Annotated in this window: 16 protein-coding genes, 1 tRNA gene, 1 pseudogene and 1 riboswitch; of the genes and pseudogenes, 6 read left to right on the top strand and 12 right to left on the bottom strand. The window is 66.9% G+C overall.

What is annotated here, in order from left to right:
- Window positions 1-4: 4 nt before the first annotated feature.
- Entirely contained in the window at window positions 5-1,717 is a 1,713-nt protein-coding gene (locus RBB84_RS01535; protein ID WP_231911956.1) for a hypothetical protein, read from the bottom strand.
- A gap of 318 nt (window positions 1,718-2,035) precedes the next feature.
- Window positions 2,036-2,132, top strand: a riboswitch (TPP riboswitch).
- A gap of 36 nt (window positions 2,133-2,168) precedes the next feature.
- On the opposite strand from RBB84_RS01535, the gene RBB84_RS01530 reads away from it, so the two are divergent.
- The 4 genes from RBB84_RS01530 to RBB84_RS01515 all read left to right on the top strand — a co-directional run bounded on the left by RBB84_RS01530 (window position 2,169) and on the right by RBB84_RS01515 (window position 5,548).
- Window positions 2,169-3,182, top strand: a complete 1,014-nt coding sequence (locus tag RBB84_RS01530; RefSeq protein WP_064255766.1) for an ABC transporter substrate-binding protein — start codon at window positions 2,169-2,171, stop codon at window positions 3,180-3,182.
- Window positions 3,160-3,945: an ABC transporter permease gene (locus tag RBB84_RS01525; RefSeq protein ID WP_019288745.1), complete on the top strand. Its 786-nt coding sequence runs from the start codon at window positions 3,160-3,162 to the stop codon at window positions 3,943-3,945. Before RBB84_RS01530 ends, RBB84_RS01525 begins: the two co-directional genes overlap by 23 nt.
- A complete protein-coding gene (locus RBB84_RS01520; protein WP_064255765.1) occupies window positions 3,942-4,712 on the top strand; it encodes an ABC transporter ATP-binding protein in 771 nt (256 codons plus the stop codon). The genes RBB84_RS01525 and RBB84_RS01520 overlap by 4 nt, the downstream gene beginning before the upstream one ends.
- Window positions 4,713-4,786: 74 nt before the next feature.
- A complete protein-coding gene (locus RBB84_RS01515) occupies window positions 4,787-5,548 on the top strand; it encodes an SDR family oxidoreductase (RefSeq protein WP_331712443.1) in 762 nt (253 codons plus the stop codon).
- A 113-nt stretch (window positions 5,549-5,661) separates the two neighbouring features.
- Here the strand turns inward: RBB84_RS01515 and RBB84_RS01510 are convergent.
- A tRNA-Leu gene (locus tag RBB84_RS01510) sits at window positions 5,662-5,735 on the bottom strand.
- 347 nt (window positions 5,736-6,082) lie between these two features.
- Between RBB84_RS01510 and RBB84_RS01505 the strand changes: the two genes are divergently transcribed.
- Complete coding sequence (locus RBB84_RS01505; RefSeq protein WP_064255764.1) at window positions 6,083-7,336, top strand: lipase family protein; 1,254 nt, start codon at window positions 6,083-6,085, stop codon at window positions 7,334-7,336.
- A 14-nt stretch (window positions 7,337-7,350) separates the two neighbouring features.
- Complete coding sequence (locus RBB84_RS01500; protein WP_156666058.1) at window positions 7,351-7,815, top strand: hypothetical protein; 465 nt, start codon at window positions 7,351-7,353, stop codon at window positions 7,813-7,815.
- Window positions 7,816-7,937: 122 nt separating this feature from the next.
- On the opposite strand, the pseudogene RBB84_RS01495 reads toward RBB84_RS01500, so the two are convergent.
- The 10 genes and pseudogenes from RBB84_RS01495 to RBB84_RS01450 all read right to left on the bottom strand — a co-directional run.
- Window positions 7,938-8,054, bottom strand: a pseudogene (locus RBB84_RS01495) (cold shock domain-containing protein); the annotation flags it as partial.
- 12 nt (window positions 8,055-8,066) lie between these two features.
- On the bottom strand, window positions 8,067-9,011 hold the full coding sequence (locus RBB84_RS01490) for a Ppx/GppA phosphatase family protein (RefSeq protein WP_064255762.1): 945 nt from the start codon (window positions 9,009-9,011) through the stop codon (window positions 8,067-8,069).
- A complete protein-coding gene (locus RBB84_RS01485) occupies window positions 9,008-9,535 on the bottom strand; it encodes a DUF501 domain-containing protein (RefSeq protein WP_006553860.1) in 528 nt (175 codons plus the stop codon). Before RBB84_RS01485 ends, RBB84_RS01490 begins: the two co-directional genes overlap by 4 nt.
- On the bottom strand, window positions 9,532-10,239 hold the full coding sequence (locus tag RBB84_RS01480; RefSeq protein WP_064255761.1) for a septum formation initiator family protein: 708 nt from the start codon (window positions 10,237-10,239) through the stop codon (window positions 9,532-9,534). Before RBB84_RS01480 ends, RBB84_RS01485 begins: the two co-directional genes overlap by 4 nt.
- Before the next feature lie 8 nt (window positions 10,240-10,247).
- The gene (gene eno / locus RBB84_RS01475; RefSeq protein ID WP_024103250.1) at window positions 10,248-11,534 is read right to left on the bottom strand and encodes a phosphopyruvate hydratase; all 1,287 of its coding nucleotides are present in this window, start codon (window positions 11,532-11,534) and stop codon (window positions 10,248-10,250) included.
- Window positions 11,535-11,650: 116 nt separating this feature from the next.
- A complete protein-coding gene (locus tag RBB84_RS01470) occupies window positions 11,651-12,373 on the bottom strand; it encodes a lytic murein transglycosylase (RefSeq protein WP_041803566.1) in 723 nt (240 codons plus the stop codon).
- Window positions 12,374-12,639: 266 nt separating this feature from the next.
- Complete coding sequence (locus RBB84_RS01465) at window positions 12,640-14,562, bottom strand: EAL domain-containing protein (RefSeq protein ID WP_064255760.1); 1,923 nt, start codon at window positions 14,560-14,562, stop codon at window positions 12,640-12,642.
- 18 nt (window positions 14,563-14,580) lie between these two features.
- The gene (locus RBB84_RS01460) at window positions 14,581-17,484 is read right to left on the bottom strand and encodes an Rv1355c family protein (protein ID WP_331712442.1); all 2,904 of its coding nucleotides are present in this window, start codon (window positions 17,482-17,484) and stop codon (window positions 14,581-14,583) included.
- Window positions 17,485-17,553: 69 nt separating this feature from the next.
- Window positions 17,554-17,979 carry a hypothetical protein gene (locus RBB84_RS01455; protein WP_016934842.1) on the bottom strand — a complete coding sequence of 142 codons (426 nt, stop codon included), beginning with the start codon at window positions 17,977-17,979 and terminating at the stop codon, window positions 17,554-17,556.
- Window positions 17,979-18,440, bottom strand: a complete 462-nt coding sequence (locus tag RBB84_RS01450) for an effector binding domain-containing protein (protein ID WP_064064626.1) — start codon at window positions 18,438-18,440, stop codon at window positions 17,979-17,981. The genes RBB84_RS01455 and RBB84_RS01450 overlap by 1 nt, the downstream gene beginning before the upstream one ends.
- Window positions 18,441-18,559 lie beyond the last annotated feature (119 nt).

Here is an 18,559-nt window from a genome sequence, read left to right as displayed (position 1 = left end):
CGCCTCATCCGACTGTGAAGCTACCGACTCGGTCGGCTGCGAAGTCGGCGAGCGTCTGCGATACCTGCTCGGGCCGCCCGTCGTTCTGATCAGCGGCCGCAGTGAGTACATCGATGTGCTTGTATCCGGGCAGCACCCACCTGCGTTCGTTCGGATGATCCTTCTCCGGCAACGGGATCCCGCCGCTCGCCACCAGCGTCACCACAGGATTGCGCGCGACACCGTCGCGGTGGAGATGCCCTTCGAAGCGGGTCGCCGATGCGAGGTCGAACGGAAGCCTCGACGGGAAGTACCACTCGGTGAAATCCAGTGGTGGCTCCGACAGATTCCGCGCCAGCTCCGCGATCGACGTCACCTCGCTCCCCCGATCGGTGTACCGCGCCTCGTCGGGTGACGACGCCCCAGTGCCCACCTCGTCGTAGTCGAGCCACCGGTAGACGACTCCCGGATCCGCGAACACCGCCGGCGACGCCTTGAGCGCATCGCCGAAGAATCCCGACCCGAGCACCTCCGGCGTGGCGGGAACAGGAAACAGCTTGTCGCGCACGGGCGCCCCGGTAATGAATCCGACGCTCACCTGCAGGAACCCCAGCGGTTGCGAATTGTCGTCGAGGATCGCGCCGAGCACCGCCTCGTTGGTCGCGTTCAACGTCCGCACATCCGGGTCGCCCGTCGCGAACATCGCGTAGTCCCCAGACAACAGAGTGCGCAACGTCCAGTCGATGTTCGGGTTGTCGGGCATGCGCGGGACAATGCCGTCGGTGCTGTCCGGGTCCAGTCGCGCGGCGAGTCCGGTGAGTGCGAGCAGATTCGTCGTCTCGGGATTGATGACCGTGGGAAGTGCCAGCACCGGCGATGCCGTCGAGATGGAGCCGAAGAACGCATCGAGTGGCGCCGAGACCGCTTCGGGCAGATCCGGGAGGGCACTCTGCCCGGGGGAGGGCGCTCCCGCCTCGATCACCGTATCGAGCGCAAAGTACCCGCCGCACTGGTTGTAACCGGCGTCGCCCGTGGTGGCGGGATCTCCGTCGAAGTCCCATTCCGCGAAGTAGCCGGTGATGAAACCACCGAGAGAATGTCCGCCGCACAACACTTTCCGTTTCCGCAGTTCCGGGTCGGAGAGTTCGTGACGCAGCAGGTCGTACTGGTCGCGCAGCGTCTGCTCGATGCCGACATGCGAGAGCCACGCGACGTCGGCGCCGCTCGCGTGGCCGGCGAATCGTCGCCCGTCCACTTCGGCACCGCGGAAGTAGTAGTCGGTCGCGGTGTCGAGCGAACCCGTCCGCAGTGCCGCCCGGGTACCGGTGTGGTCCTCGAGGCAGTTCGATCGCCGGTCGAGTGCCCAGAACTCGACGTGGGCACCACGGGCCGCGGCCGCGACGACGGTGTTGCGCGCGACGCTCTCGAATGCACCCGCTCCCTCGAAGATCCCGGGCTGGGCGACGAGGATCCGGTCGGCGTCGGCCGAACTCTCCGGTCCGTCGGCCGACCGCCACCGCAGATACGACAACCGGTCGCACGCGGCGGGTCGCGGTCCCGCTTCCGCCGGCAGCGGTGCGGGTATCGACACTACGGACCCGAGCACCTCGCCGGCCAGCGGCGCCGACGAGTCATACGGCATTTCGGTGCGTCCGCTCGTCTCCGCCGACACCACCGATGCCGTCAGGACACTTCCCATCACCGCCGCAGCCATCGCGGCGCCCATCATTGCGCGCATCCCATCCCCCGATCGGTTCGTGCGTATTGAACACCGTTGCGGGAGTCGGGTCTACGGAAACAACAGAAGAACGGACCCGTCGGAGTTCACCGACGGCCCTTCATCGTCCGCGCAAGGGAGAGACATGCGCAGAGCGACGGTCCCTGCCGTTCGGGGGAGGTGGCAGGGACCATCACTCGAAGAGTCGCGATCTTCGATCCTTCCGTTGCGGGTGAAATGTGAGGGTGACATCCTGACCTGGGCATTTCCGTAACTTCGGGTCACATCTTCCGTTCTGCTCCCGTCCCGGCGGCCCCAGGAGGGCATGGTGCTAGGGTCGCCCGTGACACGGGGTGCTCCGCACGAGCGGGGCTGAGATCACACCCGTCGAACCTGACCAGGTAATGCTGACGAAGGGATGTCCCGACATGACCACGCCTGTACCCACATCGATCCGTCCCCTGCCCGCGCAGTGAAGGCGCGGCGGACTCTCGCCGGACTGCTCACTCTCGTCGCCGCACTCTCCGCGGTCGTCGGGTGCTCGTCCGATTCCGGGAGCGACACCATCCGATTCGCGTTGGACTGGACGCCCAACACCAATCACACCGGCCTGTACGTGGCGCAGCAGGAAGGTCTGTTCGCCGATGCGGGTCTCGACGTCGAGATCCTGCCATACAACAACGCGACCCCCGACACCCTCGTCGACGCGGGTAGCGCCGAGTTCGGAATCTCCACGCACGCCACATCGACCATCGCCAGAGCCGCCGGGTCCCGGACCGTCGCGGTCCTCGCACCGCTGCAGCACTGGGCGACGGGGATCGCCGTGCGGGCCGACAACGCCGAGATCACGCGGCCGGCGGATCTCGACGGCAAGATCTTCGCGGGCTTCGCCAACCCTGGTGAGGACGAGATGCTCGCCGAAGTGATCCGCAACGACGGTGGCCGCGGTGAGTTCGAGAACGTGACGCTCGGGACGTCGTCGTACGAGGCCGTCTACTCGTCGACCGCCGACTTCACCGTGTCGTACCTGGCATGGGAGGGTCTCGAGGCCGAGCACCGCGGCCTGCCCATGCGGTACTTCGGCTTCACCGACTACGGCTTCCCCGACGCGTACGCGATCGTCGTCGACGGCAACGAGGACTGGATGACGGAGAACCCGGAGCAGGCACGCGCTTTCGTGCAGGCGCTGCACCAGGGTTACCGGATCGCCGCCGACGACCCCGATCGTGGAGCCCGGGCTCTGCTCGAGGCGAACCCCGGGGCCTTCCCCGACGAGGAACTCGTCTACGAGAGCCAGCGCATGCTCGCCGCCGAGTACATGCGTGACGCCTCCGGCGCCGTCGGAGTCCTCGACGCCGGGAAATGGTCGGGCTATGCCCGGTTCCTGTACGAGAACGGCGTGCTGTCCGGACCCGACGGCAGCCCGTTGACGACCGAGCCGGACTGGTCGACCTATGTCACCGATGACTACCTCGAAGACCGATAGCATCGGCCGCGCACGTCGGCTCCTTCCCGCGCTGCTCATCGCCGGGGCTCTGGTCGCGATCTGGCAGTCGTACGTCGTGGTGAGCGGTGTCCGCCCGCAGGTGTTGCCCTCCCCCGCACGCGTTCTCACGCAGGGGTGGTCTCATCGCGTCGACATCGCCGGGCACGCCTGGTCCACTCTGCAGGTCACGATGGTCGGGTTCGCCGTGTCGCTGGCACTGGCGTGGGCCCTCGCGATCGTCGTAGACTTCTCGCCTTGGTTGCGGCGGGCCCTCGTGCCGTTGTTCGTGGTGTCGCAGACCCTGCCGATCATCGCGATCGCGCCGTTGATGATCATCTGGTTCGGTTTCGGACTGCTACCGAAGATCCTCGTCATCGCGCTGGTGACGTTCTTCCCCGTCGCGATCGGGCTGCTCGAAGGGTTCGCGGCGGCCGACCGGGAGGCGGGCGCGTTGCTACGCAGTATGGGCGCGTCGCGGTGGCAGCAGTTCCGTTACGTGCGCCTGCCATCCGCGCTCCCCCGCTTCTTCACCGCCCTGCGGATCGGCATCACCTACGCCGTCGTGGGTGCGGTGTTCGCCGAATACGTCGGCGCGACATCCGGTCTGGGCATCTACATGAGCACGCAGAAGAACTCGTTCCGCACCGATCTCGTGCTCGCTGCCGTAGTGGTGACCGCTGCTCTGTCACTCCTGCTGTACGCGCTGACGTTCGTCGTCGAACGGATGGTCGCGCCGTGGGCGCTCACGAGGGGTGAGAGATGAATGCGGTGACGGTGGCCTCGGTCCACAAGTCGTACGGCGACCGGGCGGTGATCGACGGCATCGACTGTGCTGTGGAGCCCGGCGAGTTCGTGTCCCTCATCGGGCCGAGTGGGTGCGGCAAGTCGACGCTGTTCTCGATCGTCGCGGGACTCGAGCAACCCGACACCGGAGAGGTTCTCGTCGGCGACTCCCCCGCGGCACCCGGGCAGGTCGCGCTGATGCCGCAGAAGGACCTGCTGTTCCCGTGGCGGACGGTGCTCGACAACTGCACACTCGGGCTCGAGGTGCACGGTGTACAGCGATCCGACGCTCGTGCCCGCGCCCGCGAACTGCTGCCGACCTTCGGCCTGGCCGGCTTCGAGGACGCTGCGCCGCACCAACTGTCGGGCGGTATGCGTCAACGCGCGTCGCTCGCACGCACGGTGCTGCAGGGACGCGACGTGCTCCTGCTCGACGAACCGTTCGGCGCACTGGATTCGCTCACCCGCACCGAGATGCAACTGTGGTTGCAGCAGGTGTGGCAGCAGCATCGGTGGACGGTGCTGATGGTGACGCACGACGTCCGCGAGGCAGTGTTGCTGTCCGATCGGGTCGTCGTCCTCGGTCCGCGACCGACGCGGGTGCAGCACGAGGTGCGTGTGCACCTGCCCCGACCTCGAACCCTGGAGACGTGCGTGTCGAGCGAGTTCGTGGCGCTCGAACACGAGCTCATGGAGGTCCTGCACCGGTCACGACACGAGGAGCAGCAGAGGTTGCCCTCGGGATAGTCGCCGGTCGCTCTGCCCACCGGCGGTGCATCCGCTACAAAGTTCGCCGTCCGCTACAGAAATTGCCGTAGCGGATGGCGAGAACCGTAGCGGATGTGTCCGACGAGGCGGGGTCTGGCTGTCACCGGCGGGGGTTCGGGCGTCGGGGAAGGACTCGCCCGCTACGGCGCGTCGCATCCGGAACCGACGCGATCGCGGTGCACACCGACGTACGCGACGCCGACTCCGTCGACGCGTTCTTCGCGACCGTCTACGACACCCTCGGCCCGGCCACCCTGGCGATCAACAACGTGGGCGTCGACCAGTTCGGCTACCTGTGGGAGGTTCCCGCCGAGGATTGGCAGCGCGTTCTCGACATCAACGTCACGGGTGTGTTCAACGGCGTGCGGGCCGTCGTCCCGCGCATGGCGGAGGCCGGGGTTCCGGCACACATCTGGAATCTGTCGTCCATCGGCGGGATCGGAGCAGCCCCGCGTCAGGCCCCCTACATCGTGTCGAAGCACTCGACGCTCGCCCTGACCGAGTGCCTGAAGCTGGAGGCCGAGGCGGCGGGATACGACATCACCGTCGCGGCGGTTCTGCCCGGCGCGGTGGTCAGCAGGATCTTCGAGCGGGCCGGCGGGGATTCGGAAGCCGGTGCGCTCGAACGCGAGGCGATTTTCAAGGTCGGCGAGACCGCCATGCCCGCGCTCGAGGCAGCGGAGCGGATCTTCGCGCAGGCGGCCGACGGTGCGTTCTACCTGTCGACGCATCCGGAGATGACCGGCTACCTGATGAACGGCCGCGCCGAGCAGCTCCAGGCCCGGAGCGCTCCGCAATTACCTGCGGAGGCGTAGCGCACCTCCGAGCTGTGGTCATCCATCCGCTACAAGAATCGCCATCCGCTACGGCAATTGCTGTAGCGGATGGCAAGCGATGTAGCGAATGGATCGGGACGATCCCGGACCTGTGCCCCCAGTGGGACTCGAACCCACACTTGGCGGATTTTAAGTCCGCTGCCTCTGCCAATTGGGCTATAGGGGCGTGGGGATCACATTAGCGTTCACGACTGTCCACCACCGCGCCGGGGCGCGAGGTTCTTGAAGTACCGTGCGACGGGACGGCGTTCGTATCCTGTCCCCTCGTAGACGGAGGCCGGTACAGCCCGAGGACGGGACGCCACGCCCGGAGGGAGAGATCGAGTACGTCACTTCGTCGTTCGGCCGTGCAAGGTTCGATCCTCATTGCTCCTCGACCTCCTCGGATCCGACTTCGAATGTGCTCCTCGCCCGGGCTGTAACGCACCTCGATTTCCGGCCGACATCCTGCGGGGAGACAAGTACACAGCGGACAGCCGGGTGGTGAACCGGGCACGAAGAGAAGGACCATGGATGCGCTTCACGACCGCACGCCCACTGACCGGGCGACTCGCCACCGCAGTAGCCGCCATGGCCCTGGCAGCGACGCCGAGCCTGGTGGCCGCACCCTCCGCACAGGCCGAAGGCATCGTCTACCCCGCGTCCGTGAACGACTCCTTCTACAGCACCCCCGACGACATCGCCGATCGGCAGCCCGGTGACGTCCTTGCCACGCGCGTCCTTCCGCCGCCGCTCGGATTTCCCGGCACCGACGCCGTCCAGTTGAAGTTCCGGTCGACGAACTCCGCCGGCGAACCGATCTCCGCAGTGACCACCGTGCTGTCCCCTCAGGGTGGGGCGCCGGGTCGTCCGCTCGTCTCGTACCAAGCCATCATCAACGCACTCGGGCTCGAATGCGCGCCGTCGACGGCGCTGTACGCACCGAACCCGCTGCGAGGGATCCGGGAGTCTCCCGGCCTGCTCATCGCGATCCAGCGCGGCTGGTCGCTGGCCGTTCCCGATCATCTCGGACCGAACAGCGCCTACGGCGCCGCGAAGGTCGGCGGGCAGATCACCCTCGACGGCATCCGGGCCGCGCAACGCTACGCACCGCTCGAACTCGCCGACAGCCCGGTCGGCATCGCCGGCTACTCCGGCGGCGGGATGGCGACAGCGATGGCCGCAGCACTCGCCCCGACCTACGCGCCCGAGATCCCGATCGTCGGCTCCGCCTACGGTGGCGTCCCGATGGACATCGGCGAGATGGCCCGGGAACTCGGCGAATCCGCGCATCCCGCCTTCGGATTGGCGATGGCGGCCGCCCTCGGCCTCGAACGTGAGTACCCGGACCGCATGCCGGTCAGCGAGCAGCTCAACGGTGCGGGGCGGGAACTGCGCGACCGCATCGCCAACGCGTGCACCAACGAAATCCTGCTCGCCGGTGCCGGTCGCAGCATGGCCGACGTCGCCGACGCGGCAGCGGGCCTTGCCCTGCTCGACAGCCCGACCGTGCAGGAGGTGCTGATGGAGAACAGCGTCGAGAAGGTCCCGACGGTGCCGAATGCCCCGGTGTACGAGTGGCATTCACCGACCGACGTGCTGATTCCTCTCGATGCGATCTCCACGACGCTGCGCAGGTACTGCGACGCCGGGGTGGCGGTGCGGACCGAACTCGTGCCGAGCCCGGATCACATCACTGCCGCCGTGATCGGCTTGCCGGGTGCGCTGGACTTCCTCGACGGCCGATTCGCCGGCGTTGCGCCGTCGTCAGATTGCGGGACGGTATGAACACCGCTCGGAGCGTGACTGGACGACAATTCCGTCGGACGTTCGCGGTCGGCGGCATGTCGCTTGCCCTGCTCGCGGTTCTTCCGGGCACGGCGTCCGCGCACCACCAGGAGTTCGTTCCCCTGCCGACCACATACTCGTTGGGGCGGGACCACTCGGTACCGTGCAGCGGGCAGCTGACCGGCCACGTGTTCGCCCCGCACCATCGACCGGGAACGATCCTCATCGATCTGTCCTGGTCGACGTTCTTCGGCGGTTCGTGCACCATCACCGCATTCGTCAACCACTGGGGAAGCAAGAGGAACGGCGTACGCGCCCTCGAGCTGACGTCGGCTCCCGGCGAACCCGCGCACGCTCCCAGCGGACAGATCAGTATCGACATCGGTTCCGGCGATGCGGGAATGACAGTGACCACGGACGGCCTCAACACGACCTATCTCGACCCCGCCCGGTTCACCACTCGTTTCACGGTGCCCTGACGGGATTTCCGGTCGTCACAATCGTTTCCGCTCGATCCGGCCAGGACATGCATCAGGCCCGCCTCGAATGACGAGGCGGGCCTGATGGTGTCTCGGATCCCCTGGGGGGACGGGAGATCGAATCAGATCACGGTGATACCGGTGGCCTGGGGACCCTTGGCATCCTGGCCGATCTCGAAGCGCACGCGCTGGTTCTCGTCGAGGCTGCGGTAGCCGCCCGACTGGATCTCCGAGTAGTGCGGATCAAAGAACTAGCGGGCGACGGACAGGGCGATGCCGTCGAGGATGTCGTGCTCGCTCACCACCAGCTCGGTGATGCCGGCTCGGCGGCCGAGTTCCTCGGCGAGGACCGTGGTGATGATCGAGCCGCCGCCGATGACGTCGACGCGGCCGGGATGCATCGGGCCGAGCGCCGCGCGCTTCTCGCGGGTCGCGGCGACGAGACCGTCGCACACCTCGCGCAGACGGTCGAACGGCACCGACGACAGGTGGATCTTCTCGGAGTCGTACTCGTCGAGTTCGAGGGCGAGCGCCGCAAGGGTGGTCATGGTGCCCGCGACACCCACCCAGGTGCGGGCCTGCTCGACCGGCACCCGCTCGAGCGCTTCGCGGATCTTGTCCGCCGCGACCTCCCGTGCCGCAGCGACCTGCTCGGCGGTCGGTGGGTCGTCGTGCAGGCACCGCTCGGTCAGCCGGACGCAGCCGATGTCGGTGGAGTAGGCGGCGTGCACACCGTCGGCGTCGCCGAGAACTACCTCGGTGGATCCGCCACCGAGATCGACGACGACGAACGGCCCACGCGCGGAGTCGAGTTCGCCGACAGCGCCGGCGAAGGACAGACGCGCCTCCTCGTCGCCGGTGATGACCTCTGCCTCGGCTCCGGGGATCACGGCACCGAGCACCTCGCGGGTCATCGCGAAGAAGTCCTCACGGTTGCTGGCGTCGCGCGTGGCCGAGGTGGCGACCATGCGGACCGCGGTGGCGCCGGTCTCGCGGATCAGGTCGGCGTACTCCACCAGCGCGACCCGCGTGCGTTCGATCGCCTCGGGTGCGAGACGCCCGGTGGCGTCGACGCCCTGCCCGAGCCGCACGACCTTCATGAGGCGGGTGACGTCGGTGAGCGTGCCGTCCTCCGCGATGTCGGCGATCAGAAGACGGATGGAGTTGGTGCCGCAGTCGATTCCCGCGACCCTCACTGTTCTTCTCCACGCAGCTCGGCGTAGGTGGGCCAGTCGGCGGGGATCGCCGTGCCACGCAGACCGGCGTCGGCGGCGAGTGCGACGGATTCGTCGCCGAGCGGGTTGACGCCCGGTCCCTTCGCGAGCGAATGAGCGATCAGCACGTGCAGGCACTTGACGCGCTCGGGCATGCCGCCGCCGGTGAAGTCGGTGCCGAGCGACTCGATCGCGTCGCGTTCGGCCAGGTACGACTCGTGGGCGCGCAGGTAGCCCGCAGCCAGTTCCTCGTCGGTGCCGAGACGCTCGGTCATCTCCTTCATGACCCCGGCCGATTCCTGCCGGCTCGCTTCGGCTGTGAGTCGCGGGTCGGTGAGGTAGTACAGCGTCGGGAAGGGCGTGCCGTCGGGCAGCTTGGGCGCGGTCTTCACCACTCCGGGCGCACCGTCGGGGCAACGGTAGGCGATGGCCAGGACGCCGCGGGGTTCGCGCCCGAGCTGGGCGGCGACGGCGTCGAGGTCTTCTTGCGTGACGTGATCGGTCACCCGGGGACATCTCCTGGTTCTGGGGGTGCCACAGGCATCTGCTGCGGCACGGGTTCGGGCTCGGGTTCGGGTGCCGGTTCTGAGACCGACAACCACAGGTCGCTGTACCAGGCGCCGGTCGTCGGCCGCTCGGGTTCGCGCTCCTCGCGTTCGGGCGGGGCGTCGCCCGGGAGTTGCACCTGGTAGGGAATATCGCCGGGGACGACGAACCGCAGTCGCTCGCGGGCCTGGGCGCGGACCCAGGCCGGGTCCTCCATGCGGGCCTTCTGCTCTTCGAGGGCCGCGATCTCCTGTTCGAGCTGCACGCGTTCAGCGGCGAGCTGCTCGGCTTCGGAACGCTGGCTCACGTAGGTGCGCAGCGGCACCGCGAGGGTGAGGGCGAGACCGCACACGACGAGGGCGAGCACCACGGCGCGGCCGGTGGACAGGCCCAGGACGGTGCGTTCGGTGCGGGGGCGGCGGGAGTCGCGGGGCGCGCCGACCCGGGTGGGGCGGGCTCGCCCCGAACCACCGGGGCGGCCGCGACCGGGCGACGAATGAACGGGGTCCTCGCGGCCGGCCGGCCGCGCACCCGCGTTCTCGGCCGAGTGTTCGGCCGGGGCGGTAGATCCCGTGGGCCGGACCCGGCCCGGACGCCGGACGCCCGACACACCCTCGGTGCGGGTGCGCCTCGCTCCGGGACGGGATCTACCGCGCTGACTCATGCCGGCGATCAGCCCTCGACGGAGAACCGCGGGAAGGCGAGCTCGCCGGCGTAGCGAGCGACGTCACCGAGGGACTCCTCGATGCGCAGCAGCTGGTTGTACTTGGCGACACGCTCGGAGCGGGCGGGCGCGCCGGTCTTGATCTGTCCGCTACCGACGGCGACGGCGAGATCGGCGATGGTGGTGTCCTCGGTCTCGCCGGACCGGTGGCTCATCATCGTCTTGTAGCCGTTACGGTGCGCGAGATCGACGGCGTCGAGCGTCTCGGTGAGGGTGCCGATCTGGTTGACCTTCACGAGCAGCGCGTTCGCGGCGCCCTTGACGATGCCGTCCTCGAGGCGCTCGGGGTTGGTGACGAACAGGTCGTCGCCGACGAGCTGGATCCTGTCGCCGATCTCCTCGGTGAGCGCGACCCAGCCCTCCCAGTCGTCCTCGCTGAGCGGATCCTCGATGGAGACCAGCGGGTACTGGCCGAGCAGCTCGGCGTAGAAGGCGCCCATCTCGGCGGCCGTCCGGTTCTGGCCCTCGAACTTGTAGCCGGTGCCCTCGGTGTAGAACTCGGTGGCCGCGACGTCCAGCGCGAGCGCGACATCGCTGCCCAGCTTCAGGCCGGTCTTACCGATGGCCTCGCTGATCAGGTCGAGCGCGGCCTTGGTGCCCGCGACGTCGGGGGCGAAGCCGCCCTCGTCGCCGAGGCCGGTGGCCAAGCCCTTGCTCTTGAGCACGGACTTGAGGGAGTGGTAGACCTCGGCACCCCAGCGGAGGGATTCCTTGAAGGTCGGGGCGCCGATCGGGGCGACCATGAACTCCTGGACGTCGACGCCCGTGTCGGCGTGGGCGCCACCGTTGAGGATGTTCATCATCGGAACGGGAAGGATGTGGGCGTTCGGGCCTCCGACGTAACGGAACAGCTCGAGTCCGGACGACTCCGCACCGGCCTTCGCCACGGCGAGCGACGCGCCGAGCAGGGCGTTCGCGCCGAGGCGGCCCTTGTCGGGGGTGCCGTCGGCGTCGAGGAGGGCCTGGTCGACGGTGCGCTGCTCGGTGGCGTCGAGGCCGATGATGGCCGGGCCGATCTCGGCGAGGACGGCCTCGACGGCCTTCTCGACGCCCTTGCCGAGGTAACGGTCGCCGCCGTCACGCAGCTCGACGGCCTCGTGCTCGCCGGTGGAGGCGCCCGACGGCACTGCAGCGCGGGCGAAACTTCCGTCCTCGAGCAGCACTTCGACCTCGACCGTGGGGTTGCCACGGGAGTCGAGGATTTCGCGGGCTCCTACCTGCTCAATGATGGCCACTGGCTGATTCTCCTTCGATGGACTGTCACGCTGCGGTGTCTGCACGCTGGGGACAGCCTAACGGTCGCGACCTGCGTGTGAGGTACAGGCGCGCTCGAGGCCCGGCGCGGTACTGCCTACGGCCGCACTCCCACGCCGTAGGCGGCGGCGCGGTCGCGGACGAGCATCAGGTATTCGGTGGAGCGGTTGTAAGCCATCAGGGCGTTCGTCCAGCCCTCCGCGGTGGTCAGGTCGCCTCCGCGGTCGCACAGATAGCGGCCTGCGGTCAGGGCCGCGTCGTCGATGTTGTCGGGGTCGGCGATGCCGTCGCCGTTCGCGTCGACGCCCCACCGTTCCCAGGTCTCGGGGATGAACTGCATCGGCCCGACCGCCCGGTCGAGCACCGGGTCGCCGTCGAGGCGGCCACCGTCGGTGTCGCGGATCTCGGCGTTGCCCCGGGTGCCGTCGAGCGGGACACCCCGGATGGGCGGTGAGACGCTGCCGTCGGATCCGAGGGAGGCGCCGCCGAACCGTCCGTGGCTGCTCTCCACGTTGCCGATGCCGGCGAGGGTCGTCCACGACAGGCCGCAGTCGGGGGTGCCGACGGCCAGGACGGCCGCCGCGTGCCCGTACGCCTCGAGTGCGGTGGTGGGGATGCCCAGTTCGCGGGACTGTGATTCGGCCCAGTCGGCGAGCTGTGCTGCTGTGCGGCCGGGACCGTTCACGTCGATGGGCGGAACGGGCAGACCGGGTGCCGGCGGGACGCCGTCGGGGATCTCGACGGACGGTCGCCGGGGTGAGTGCAGAGCGGACTCGACCGCCACGAAGACGACGGCGACGAGTGCACTGAGCAGGACCACCGGCCACAGCCAGCGTCGGGGTTCTCGATCGGACGGCACCCTTCCATCTTCCACACGGGAGGAAGAGCAGGCCGGCGCCGACAGTCCCCCGAAGACCGCCGGCACCGGTCGGGAAGGTGGAGTCCGCGAGGGGACGGACTCCCCCGGAGATTCCCGAGACGCACCGTTGCGCTCAGCACGAGTCGACGAGAACCCTGCGTCGGAGCCCGGAGCATCCTGCCGTCAAAAACATACCTTAAGATTTTTTATAGCACAATAACCAACTTTTAGAACGGTTCCCGGCATCGCCGTGCCATGGACCTTCTTGCCCCTACCCCACCTTCCGGACTCCAGGACAGCCGGATCCTGCCGGCACGGAGCATCCCCACGAGTCGATCCGGGGTCGCGGGCCGACTCAGCAAAAATCCTTGAGCGCGCACACAACCCAGATCCAGAAGTTCTCTCACCGCTCCTGTCGACTCGACTCCTTCCGCAACGACTCGAAGTCCGAACGACGAGGCCAGACCCACTATCGAATCGACGATGACCCGATCTTCCTCGCTGTGATCGAGATTCTGCACGAAGCCCCGGTCGATCTTCAGAGTGTCCACGGGGAGGGACTTCAGATGCCCCAGCGAACTGTATCCCGTACCGAAATCGTCGATCGCGACCCGGACTCCGAGCCTCTCGAGCCGTCGCAGGGTGTCCCTCGTCCGTTGGAGGTCACCGACAACGACGTTCTCGGTGATCTCCAAGCACAACTCCGAACCTTCCAGATCGTAGCGTCGAAGGACGGACTTCACCGTCGCATCGAAATCCAGCGACACCAATTGGACCGGTGAAACGTTGACGCTCATGGTGATTCGCAGTCCCGGAATCTCACGTTTCCATCCCGCCAGTTGCGCGCATGCACGCGTGATGACCCATTCGCCGAGTTCGCCGGCAAGATTCGTGGATTCGGCGACCTCGACGAACTCTCCCGGCTGGAGAAGCCCCAGCGGCGAGTGGTTCCACCTCACCAAAGCTTCGACGCCGAGAATCATGCCCGTACGGAGGTCGATCTCCGGCTGATACTCCAAGGTCAGGTGATCATCGTCGATCGATGTCCGCAGGTTCATCTCGATGATGGTGCGCCGGTCCCCTTTCTCGTTCATGTCGTCGGTGAACACGCCGACACCGTTGCCACCCTGGCGCTTGACCACCATCATCGCCTGGTCGGCACGGCTGAGCAGGGTCGCCGAACCTACCTGCCCCGGAGTTCCGAGTGCCACGCCGACACTGACACCTCGGCCGACGGTCTGACCGCCGAGCGCGACGGATGCCCCCACCACCTCCTGCAGCACTTCCGCCCGTTTCGTCGCCTCCGCCGGCGACGAAGGACCGGACAGTACGACCACGAACTCGTCGCCACCGAGCCTGGCGACGAGATCGTCGGACTCACTTCCCTCGGAGAGGCGATCGGCGATACGGCAGAGATACGAATCGGCGGCCTTGTGCCCGAGGAAATCGTTCAACGCCTTGAGCCTGTCGAGGTCGAGGAACAACACTCCCACGGGACCGGGAGCGCCGTCCTCCAGCCGTTTGTCGAGATACTCGAACAATGCGCGCCGGCTCGCCAGGCCGGTGAGCGAGTCATGGTAGGCCGCCCGCCGGAGATCCTCCTCTGCACGGATGCGTGCCTGTACCTGAGCGAGCAGCGCCGCGATGAGCGTCAGGGCGTTGACCTCTTCCTCGCTCCACGGCCGCGTCGTCTGTTTCACCAGCCCCAATGTGCCTGTCGTGATCCGGCCGGACACGAGCGGGACCGCCGCCAACGACACACCGGACATCCCGGAGGCGGCGAACACCCGGTCGGCATAACCCTGCGTGTCCTTCCCCGCCTGCAGACCGTTCGTATCGTTCCCCTCGGTCAACAACGGTTCCTTCATGTCCTGGGCTGCGGCCATGACGGGGTCTGCACTGTGGAAGTAGACCACTCCCAAAGGATCCGGATCCGGTACGTGTTCGCGGGGTGGCCACTCCGCCACCAGAATCGTCGCGCCGATGTCATGGTCGTTGTAGCGGAGGAAGCACGTATCGACGCCGAGGAACTCGACCAGATCGCGCAGCACGAGACGGACGACCCGGTCGTGGGATGCAGCATCTGCGGGCATGAGCCGCGCCGCAATCCGGGTGACCAGACTTTCGAGGGTCCTCTTGCCATCGGGCATGATGTCTCCGTCGTCGGGTCACCGCAGGAGAAGTCCGTCGGCGCGCAGGACACGATCGGCGCGACGCCTGCTACGGACCGGGCCCGCAGTCGTCCGACCGATACGCAACAAGAGGGCGATCCCATCGTCCTCGTCCACCTGCAGCATATCGGCGAAGTTCCGCTGCAACGTCTGTAGAACGTCGGAATGGTCACGGCTCAATCGCTCGAGGTCGGCTCGCGTATCGGCATACAGGAAGATCGGAGATACGGGCTGAACGGCCAAGCCGACCGCCTGGGCCGCGATCCACACACTCTCGACGGTCGCACCGGCACGGATGTAGTCCGCCCCCGAGCGCCTGTCGGTGAACACTGCGACGAGTCCCGCGCTTCCCAGCACTCGGTCGCGGGTCATCTTCCCGAGACCGCCCCCGAGCCCCCACTCGCCGAGCCGGTCGAGAGCATCGTGCCGCAGTACGACCTCGAGCATGGCCGACTCCGCTGTGTCGAGTCCGAGAGAGACCACCTCGATTCCGCTTTCCGGGTGGGAGTCGCCCGGCCATCGCAGTTCGCCGATCATCTCGGTCCGGAGCGGCCTGTCCAGATACCGCACGCGGTCCGACTCCGACAAGATCTCTGCGATCGCGGCGAGATCGTTGCTGCCTGTGAGGATCCGGATGCGTCCGTCGACGAGATCGGCGGCTGCGTGCATCGCTTCGAGCTCGCCGTGCGTGATCGTGTGATCATCACTGGGGAATCTGTTGGTGGCGCGGGCGAGCATCGGTCCGTAGAACGCCGCGAATTCGTGATCCGAACCGGTTCCCAGCTCCAGCCGGGCGAGCGGAATGCCCGGCCGAGCTTCGTCAGGACCATCGACCACCGTATGCGGACCCAGAATCCCGTGGGCGGCTGCGGCCACTCGAGCATTATGGAGGGCGGCTCCGAGCGCAACGCAACTGCCTCGGCGATACAGATCCATCAGTACCGGTTCGGGTTCGGTGGCGAGCGCGAAGGTCAGCCGTGTCGGTTCGACGACGATCGTCCACGGCTGCGAATTTCCTCCGGACGGTGCCCGGGTCGCGGCGTCGACGACGGCAGCGACCGAGTCCGACCAGGTGTTCTCGTTCGGCTGTGTTGTCTCCGGCTCCGTTGGGACCGGAAACTGTGGCTCGGGCACAGTGAGACGAAGGTCGAGGTCGACTCGGCACCGACCGGAAGCGACGGAACCGCCGAGGACGATCCCGCGCACCGCAGTCGCGACAGTGACGCCACCGAGGCCGACGTCTGCACCGAGTTGCGGCCACGCTTCCAGCGATTCCCCTACCTCGAGAAGTGAGGCTGCAAGCCGTTCGGAGATCTGCTTCGCGTCGAGCAATCTCAGTACGTACGGGACTTTGTCCCGATTCGACAGCGTTCTCAACGTCTCCGGATCGAGGTCGCCGAGCAACCCGTGAAACGGTTGCTGTTCGCCATCGAGATCGAACCGCTCGACGTCGAGCAGCCCACGATCGCTGGTGTGCATCACGACGGGAACTCGTCGTCGTGCCGCGCACGTCCGGATCGACAACTTCACATCGAACGAATCGCACTCGTCGATCACCAGGTCGAGTCCTTCGAAGAAGTCCTCGACCGACTCGGGCGTCACCCCCTCCGTCCACACCTCGACCGGCAGGTAGGGGTCCAGCTCTGCGATGCGCCGCGCGGCGATCACAGCCTTGTTCACCCCGAGGTCCAGGACCGAGGCGGGAATCCTGTTCAGGTTGGACAGTTCCAGGATGTCGTGGTCGGCGAGCCGCAGTACACCGCAGGCACCTTCCAACGCCAAGGTGTACGCCACCGTGTGCCCTACACTCAGTCCGACCACCCCGACGGCGGCGGATCGGAGACGTGCCTGTTCCTCCGCCGTGATCTTGTTGCGGTTACGGTCGAGCCGGAGACGGTCGAAACCGGCAGGACCGAGGACCCGGACCGCTACCTCGCGCCAGGGGTAGTAGGCCCACCGAGCGGCTTCGTCGTGGATATATTCGCCTGGCGCGCCGTCGTTATCGACGCCGGACCCGAGCGCCGCCAGACCCGCGAGCTGTTCGTCGAGTCGATCCTCCAGGGTGATTCCCCGGCCCTGCAGTCGTTCGAACTCGACCATGTCCTCGTCGCAATCCTCCGCCAGGAGAACTGCCTCGAAACGCGGTTCGCGGACGTTCACGGCACCCCCCCCGTTCGATTCTCTCCGATCGTCGATCCTCCGATGCGACCGTGAGAGGTTCCACCACCCCGGGATCGTGCGGGAAGACAGGAGTTTCTCGATTTCTCTGCTCCTTCTGGACGCATCGCAACACGCGAGATCCCACAACAACATCCGTGTGCGATAACGGTCATCCGGATACGGAGTGGGAGGAACGTCATCCACGACGCAAGCCTCCGCACGCCGCCACATCCCCAACGCGTTGTCCGCAGCTGTCCCGAGGAGGAACCTGGCGCCGAGCAGTTCCATGAAGTAGGTCGCCGTGCGCGCCACTCCCGCACTCAGTTCGTGACGCCGCGGAACGTCGTCGGCCACCCAACCCGTCTTGGCCTCGACGAGACCATGGGGAATACAAGGCTCGAGGATGCGGGCGATCTCCGCCCGAGCGGCCGGATCCGTCCATTCGACGAACGGATGCGACTCGGTCACGCTCGTATACGGACCGAGAGCGCGTGATCCGCCGTGCACGGTGCCGTCGACAGCGACCGCAACGAAGAACAACGCTGTCGACGTTCCGTCGCGGATCAGGTCGTATTCGAGAGCGACTTCGACGTCGAAACGCCGGTAGGCGTCATATGCACCATCGAGGAACTGCGACCACAAACCCGGTTCACTCTCCGGTGAGGCGGCGACGAAGTGATATCCCGAGTCTTCGTCCCAGAAATGGAGCGTGTGGTGCGCGAACAACGGTTGGGGATCCACGACGACCTTTCCCCCCGGCGTCCCACCGAGCGCCCCCGACACGGATGCGCGCTCGGTGGCCGGGCGTTCTCAGAACACCGAGATGTACAACTCGGGTTCGCCCCGCTCCGGTATGTAGGCCACTTCCTGGTCGTATGTGCGTGAGATGGCGCCTTCTTTCTCCGCCATCTCCACTTGGCGCCAGAGATCCTTGTAGGGATCCGGCGACGGACCGTCGGGCACGAAGCGGGCGGCGTACCGCTCTCCGAGCCGGACCATCGAATCTCCGATCACAAGATCGTCCGGATCATCCAGGCGATACCCGAAGACCGCGGACCACCCTGCCCGCGGATGGCAGACGAATACGGCGACGAGGTCTCGGATCTTCCGGGAACGCAACCGTTCCAGCGTGAAATCGGTCAAACTGCCCGATTCCCCGAAGACACCCGGTTCGGCGCCTGGGACCACCAGCCCACCCATGAGGCAGGGCCCCACCTTCACGACGGTGAAAGTCATCACTCCTCCCCGCGTCCCGGAACGACGATCGCGACGTACAGGTCGATTCCGAATGCGTGGGGATAGGACTCGAAATCCCCGGTGAAGGCTCGGATGATCCTCCCCTCCGCTTCGGCATCCCATATCTGCCGCCACAGGTCGTCGAAGATATCGGTGAAGCGGCTCCCCACCACCGAGAACTTCGCATAGGTGCCGGCAGGGACACGGGAGATGACGTAGCCGGGGGGTACGTCATCGATCGACTCGCAGCAGAACCCTACTGTCTGTGTGTAGTAGGACCCTATGTCCTCCGCGTGATCGGTGTACGCGGTCGCGAACGGTCCGGACGTGTCTCCGTTGAGCACAGCCGACCACGCGATTTCGAGGTGTGGATCACGAAGTTTGCCGAGGGCTCGCCGCGGACTTCGAACGGGCACACCGGCCACCAGAGTTTCGCGACGTTCCACGATTTGAAACGACATCGGGCAGAACCTCCAAACGCGACTACATCGTCCCCCCCTGCTTCGCGTGCACTGCCCGACACCGGCACATCGAATGGGACGAGTACGAGCCTAAGGGGTGAAACGGATGGTTTCAAAGG

Source organism: Rhodococcus sp. D-6 (genome assembly GCF_040256695.1).
Lineage (GTDB): Bacteria > Actinomycetota > Actinomycetes > Mycobacteriales > Mycobacteriaceae > Rhodococcus > Rhodococcus pyridinivorans.
Note: the sequence above shows the minus strand (reverse complement) of the source record. Positions and strands in the feature narration are given on the sequence as shown.

Excerpts from the sequence above, each read along its gene's own strand:
- RBB84_RS01535 (WP_231911956.1), bottom strand. The coding sequence starts at position 1,717 with ATGCGCGCAATGATGGGCGCCGCGATGGCTGCGGCGGTGATGGGAAGT.
- RBB84_RS01525 (WP_019288745.1), top strand. The coding sequence starts at position 3,160 with ATGACTACCTCGAAGACCGATAGCATCGGCCGCGCACGTCGGCTCCTT.
- RBB84_RS01520 (WP_064255765.1), top strand. The coding sequence starts at position 3,942 with ATGAATGCGGTGACGGTGGCCTCGGTCCACAAGTCGTACGGCGACCGG.
- RBB84_RS01515 (WP_331712443.1), top strand. The coding sequence starts at position 4,787 with ATGGCGAGAACCGTAGCGGATGTGTCCGACGAGGCGGGGTCTGGCTGT.
- RBB84_RS01505 (WP_064255764.1), top strand. The coding sequence starts at position 6,083 with ATGCGCTTCACGACCGCACGCCCACTGACCGGGCGACTCGCCACCGCA.
- RBB84_RS01480 (WP_064255761.1), bottom strand. The coding sequence starts at position 10,239 with ATGAGTCAGCGCGGTAGATCCCGTCCCGGAGCGAGGCGCACCCGCACC.
- RBB84_RS01465 (WP_064255760.1), bottom strand. The coding sequence starts at position 14,562 with ATGCCCGATGGCAAGAGGACCCTCGAAAGTCTGGTCACCCGGATTGCG.
- RBB84_RS01455 (WP_016934842.1), bottom strand. The coding sequence starts at position 17,979 with ATGACTTTCACCGTCGTGAAGGTGGGGCCCTGCCTCATGGGTGGGCTG.
- RBB84_RS01450 (WP_064064626.1), bottom strand. The coding sequence starts at position 18,440 with ATGTCGTTTCAAATCGTGGAACGTCGCGAAACTCTGGTGGCCGGTGTG.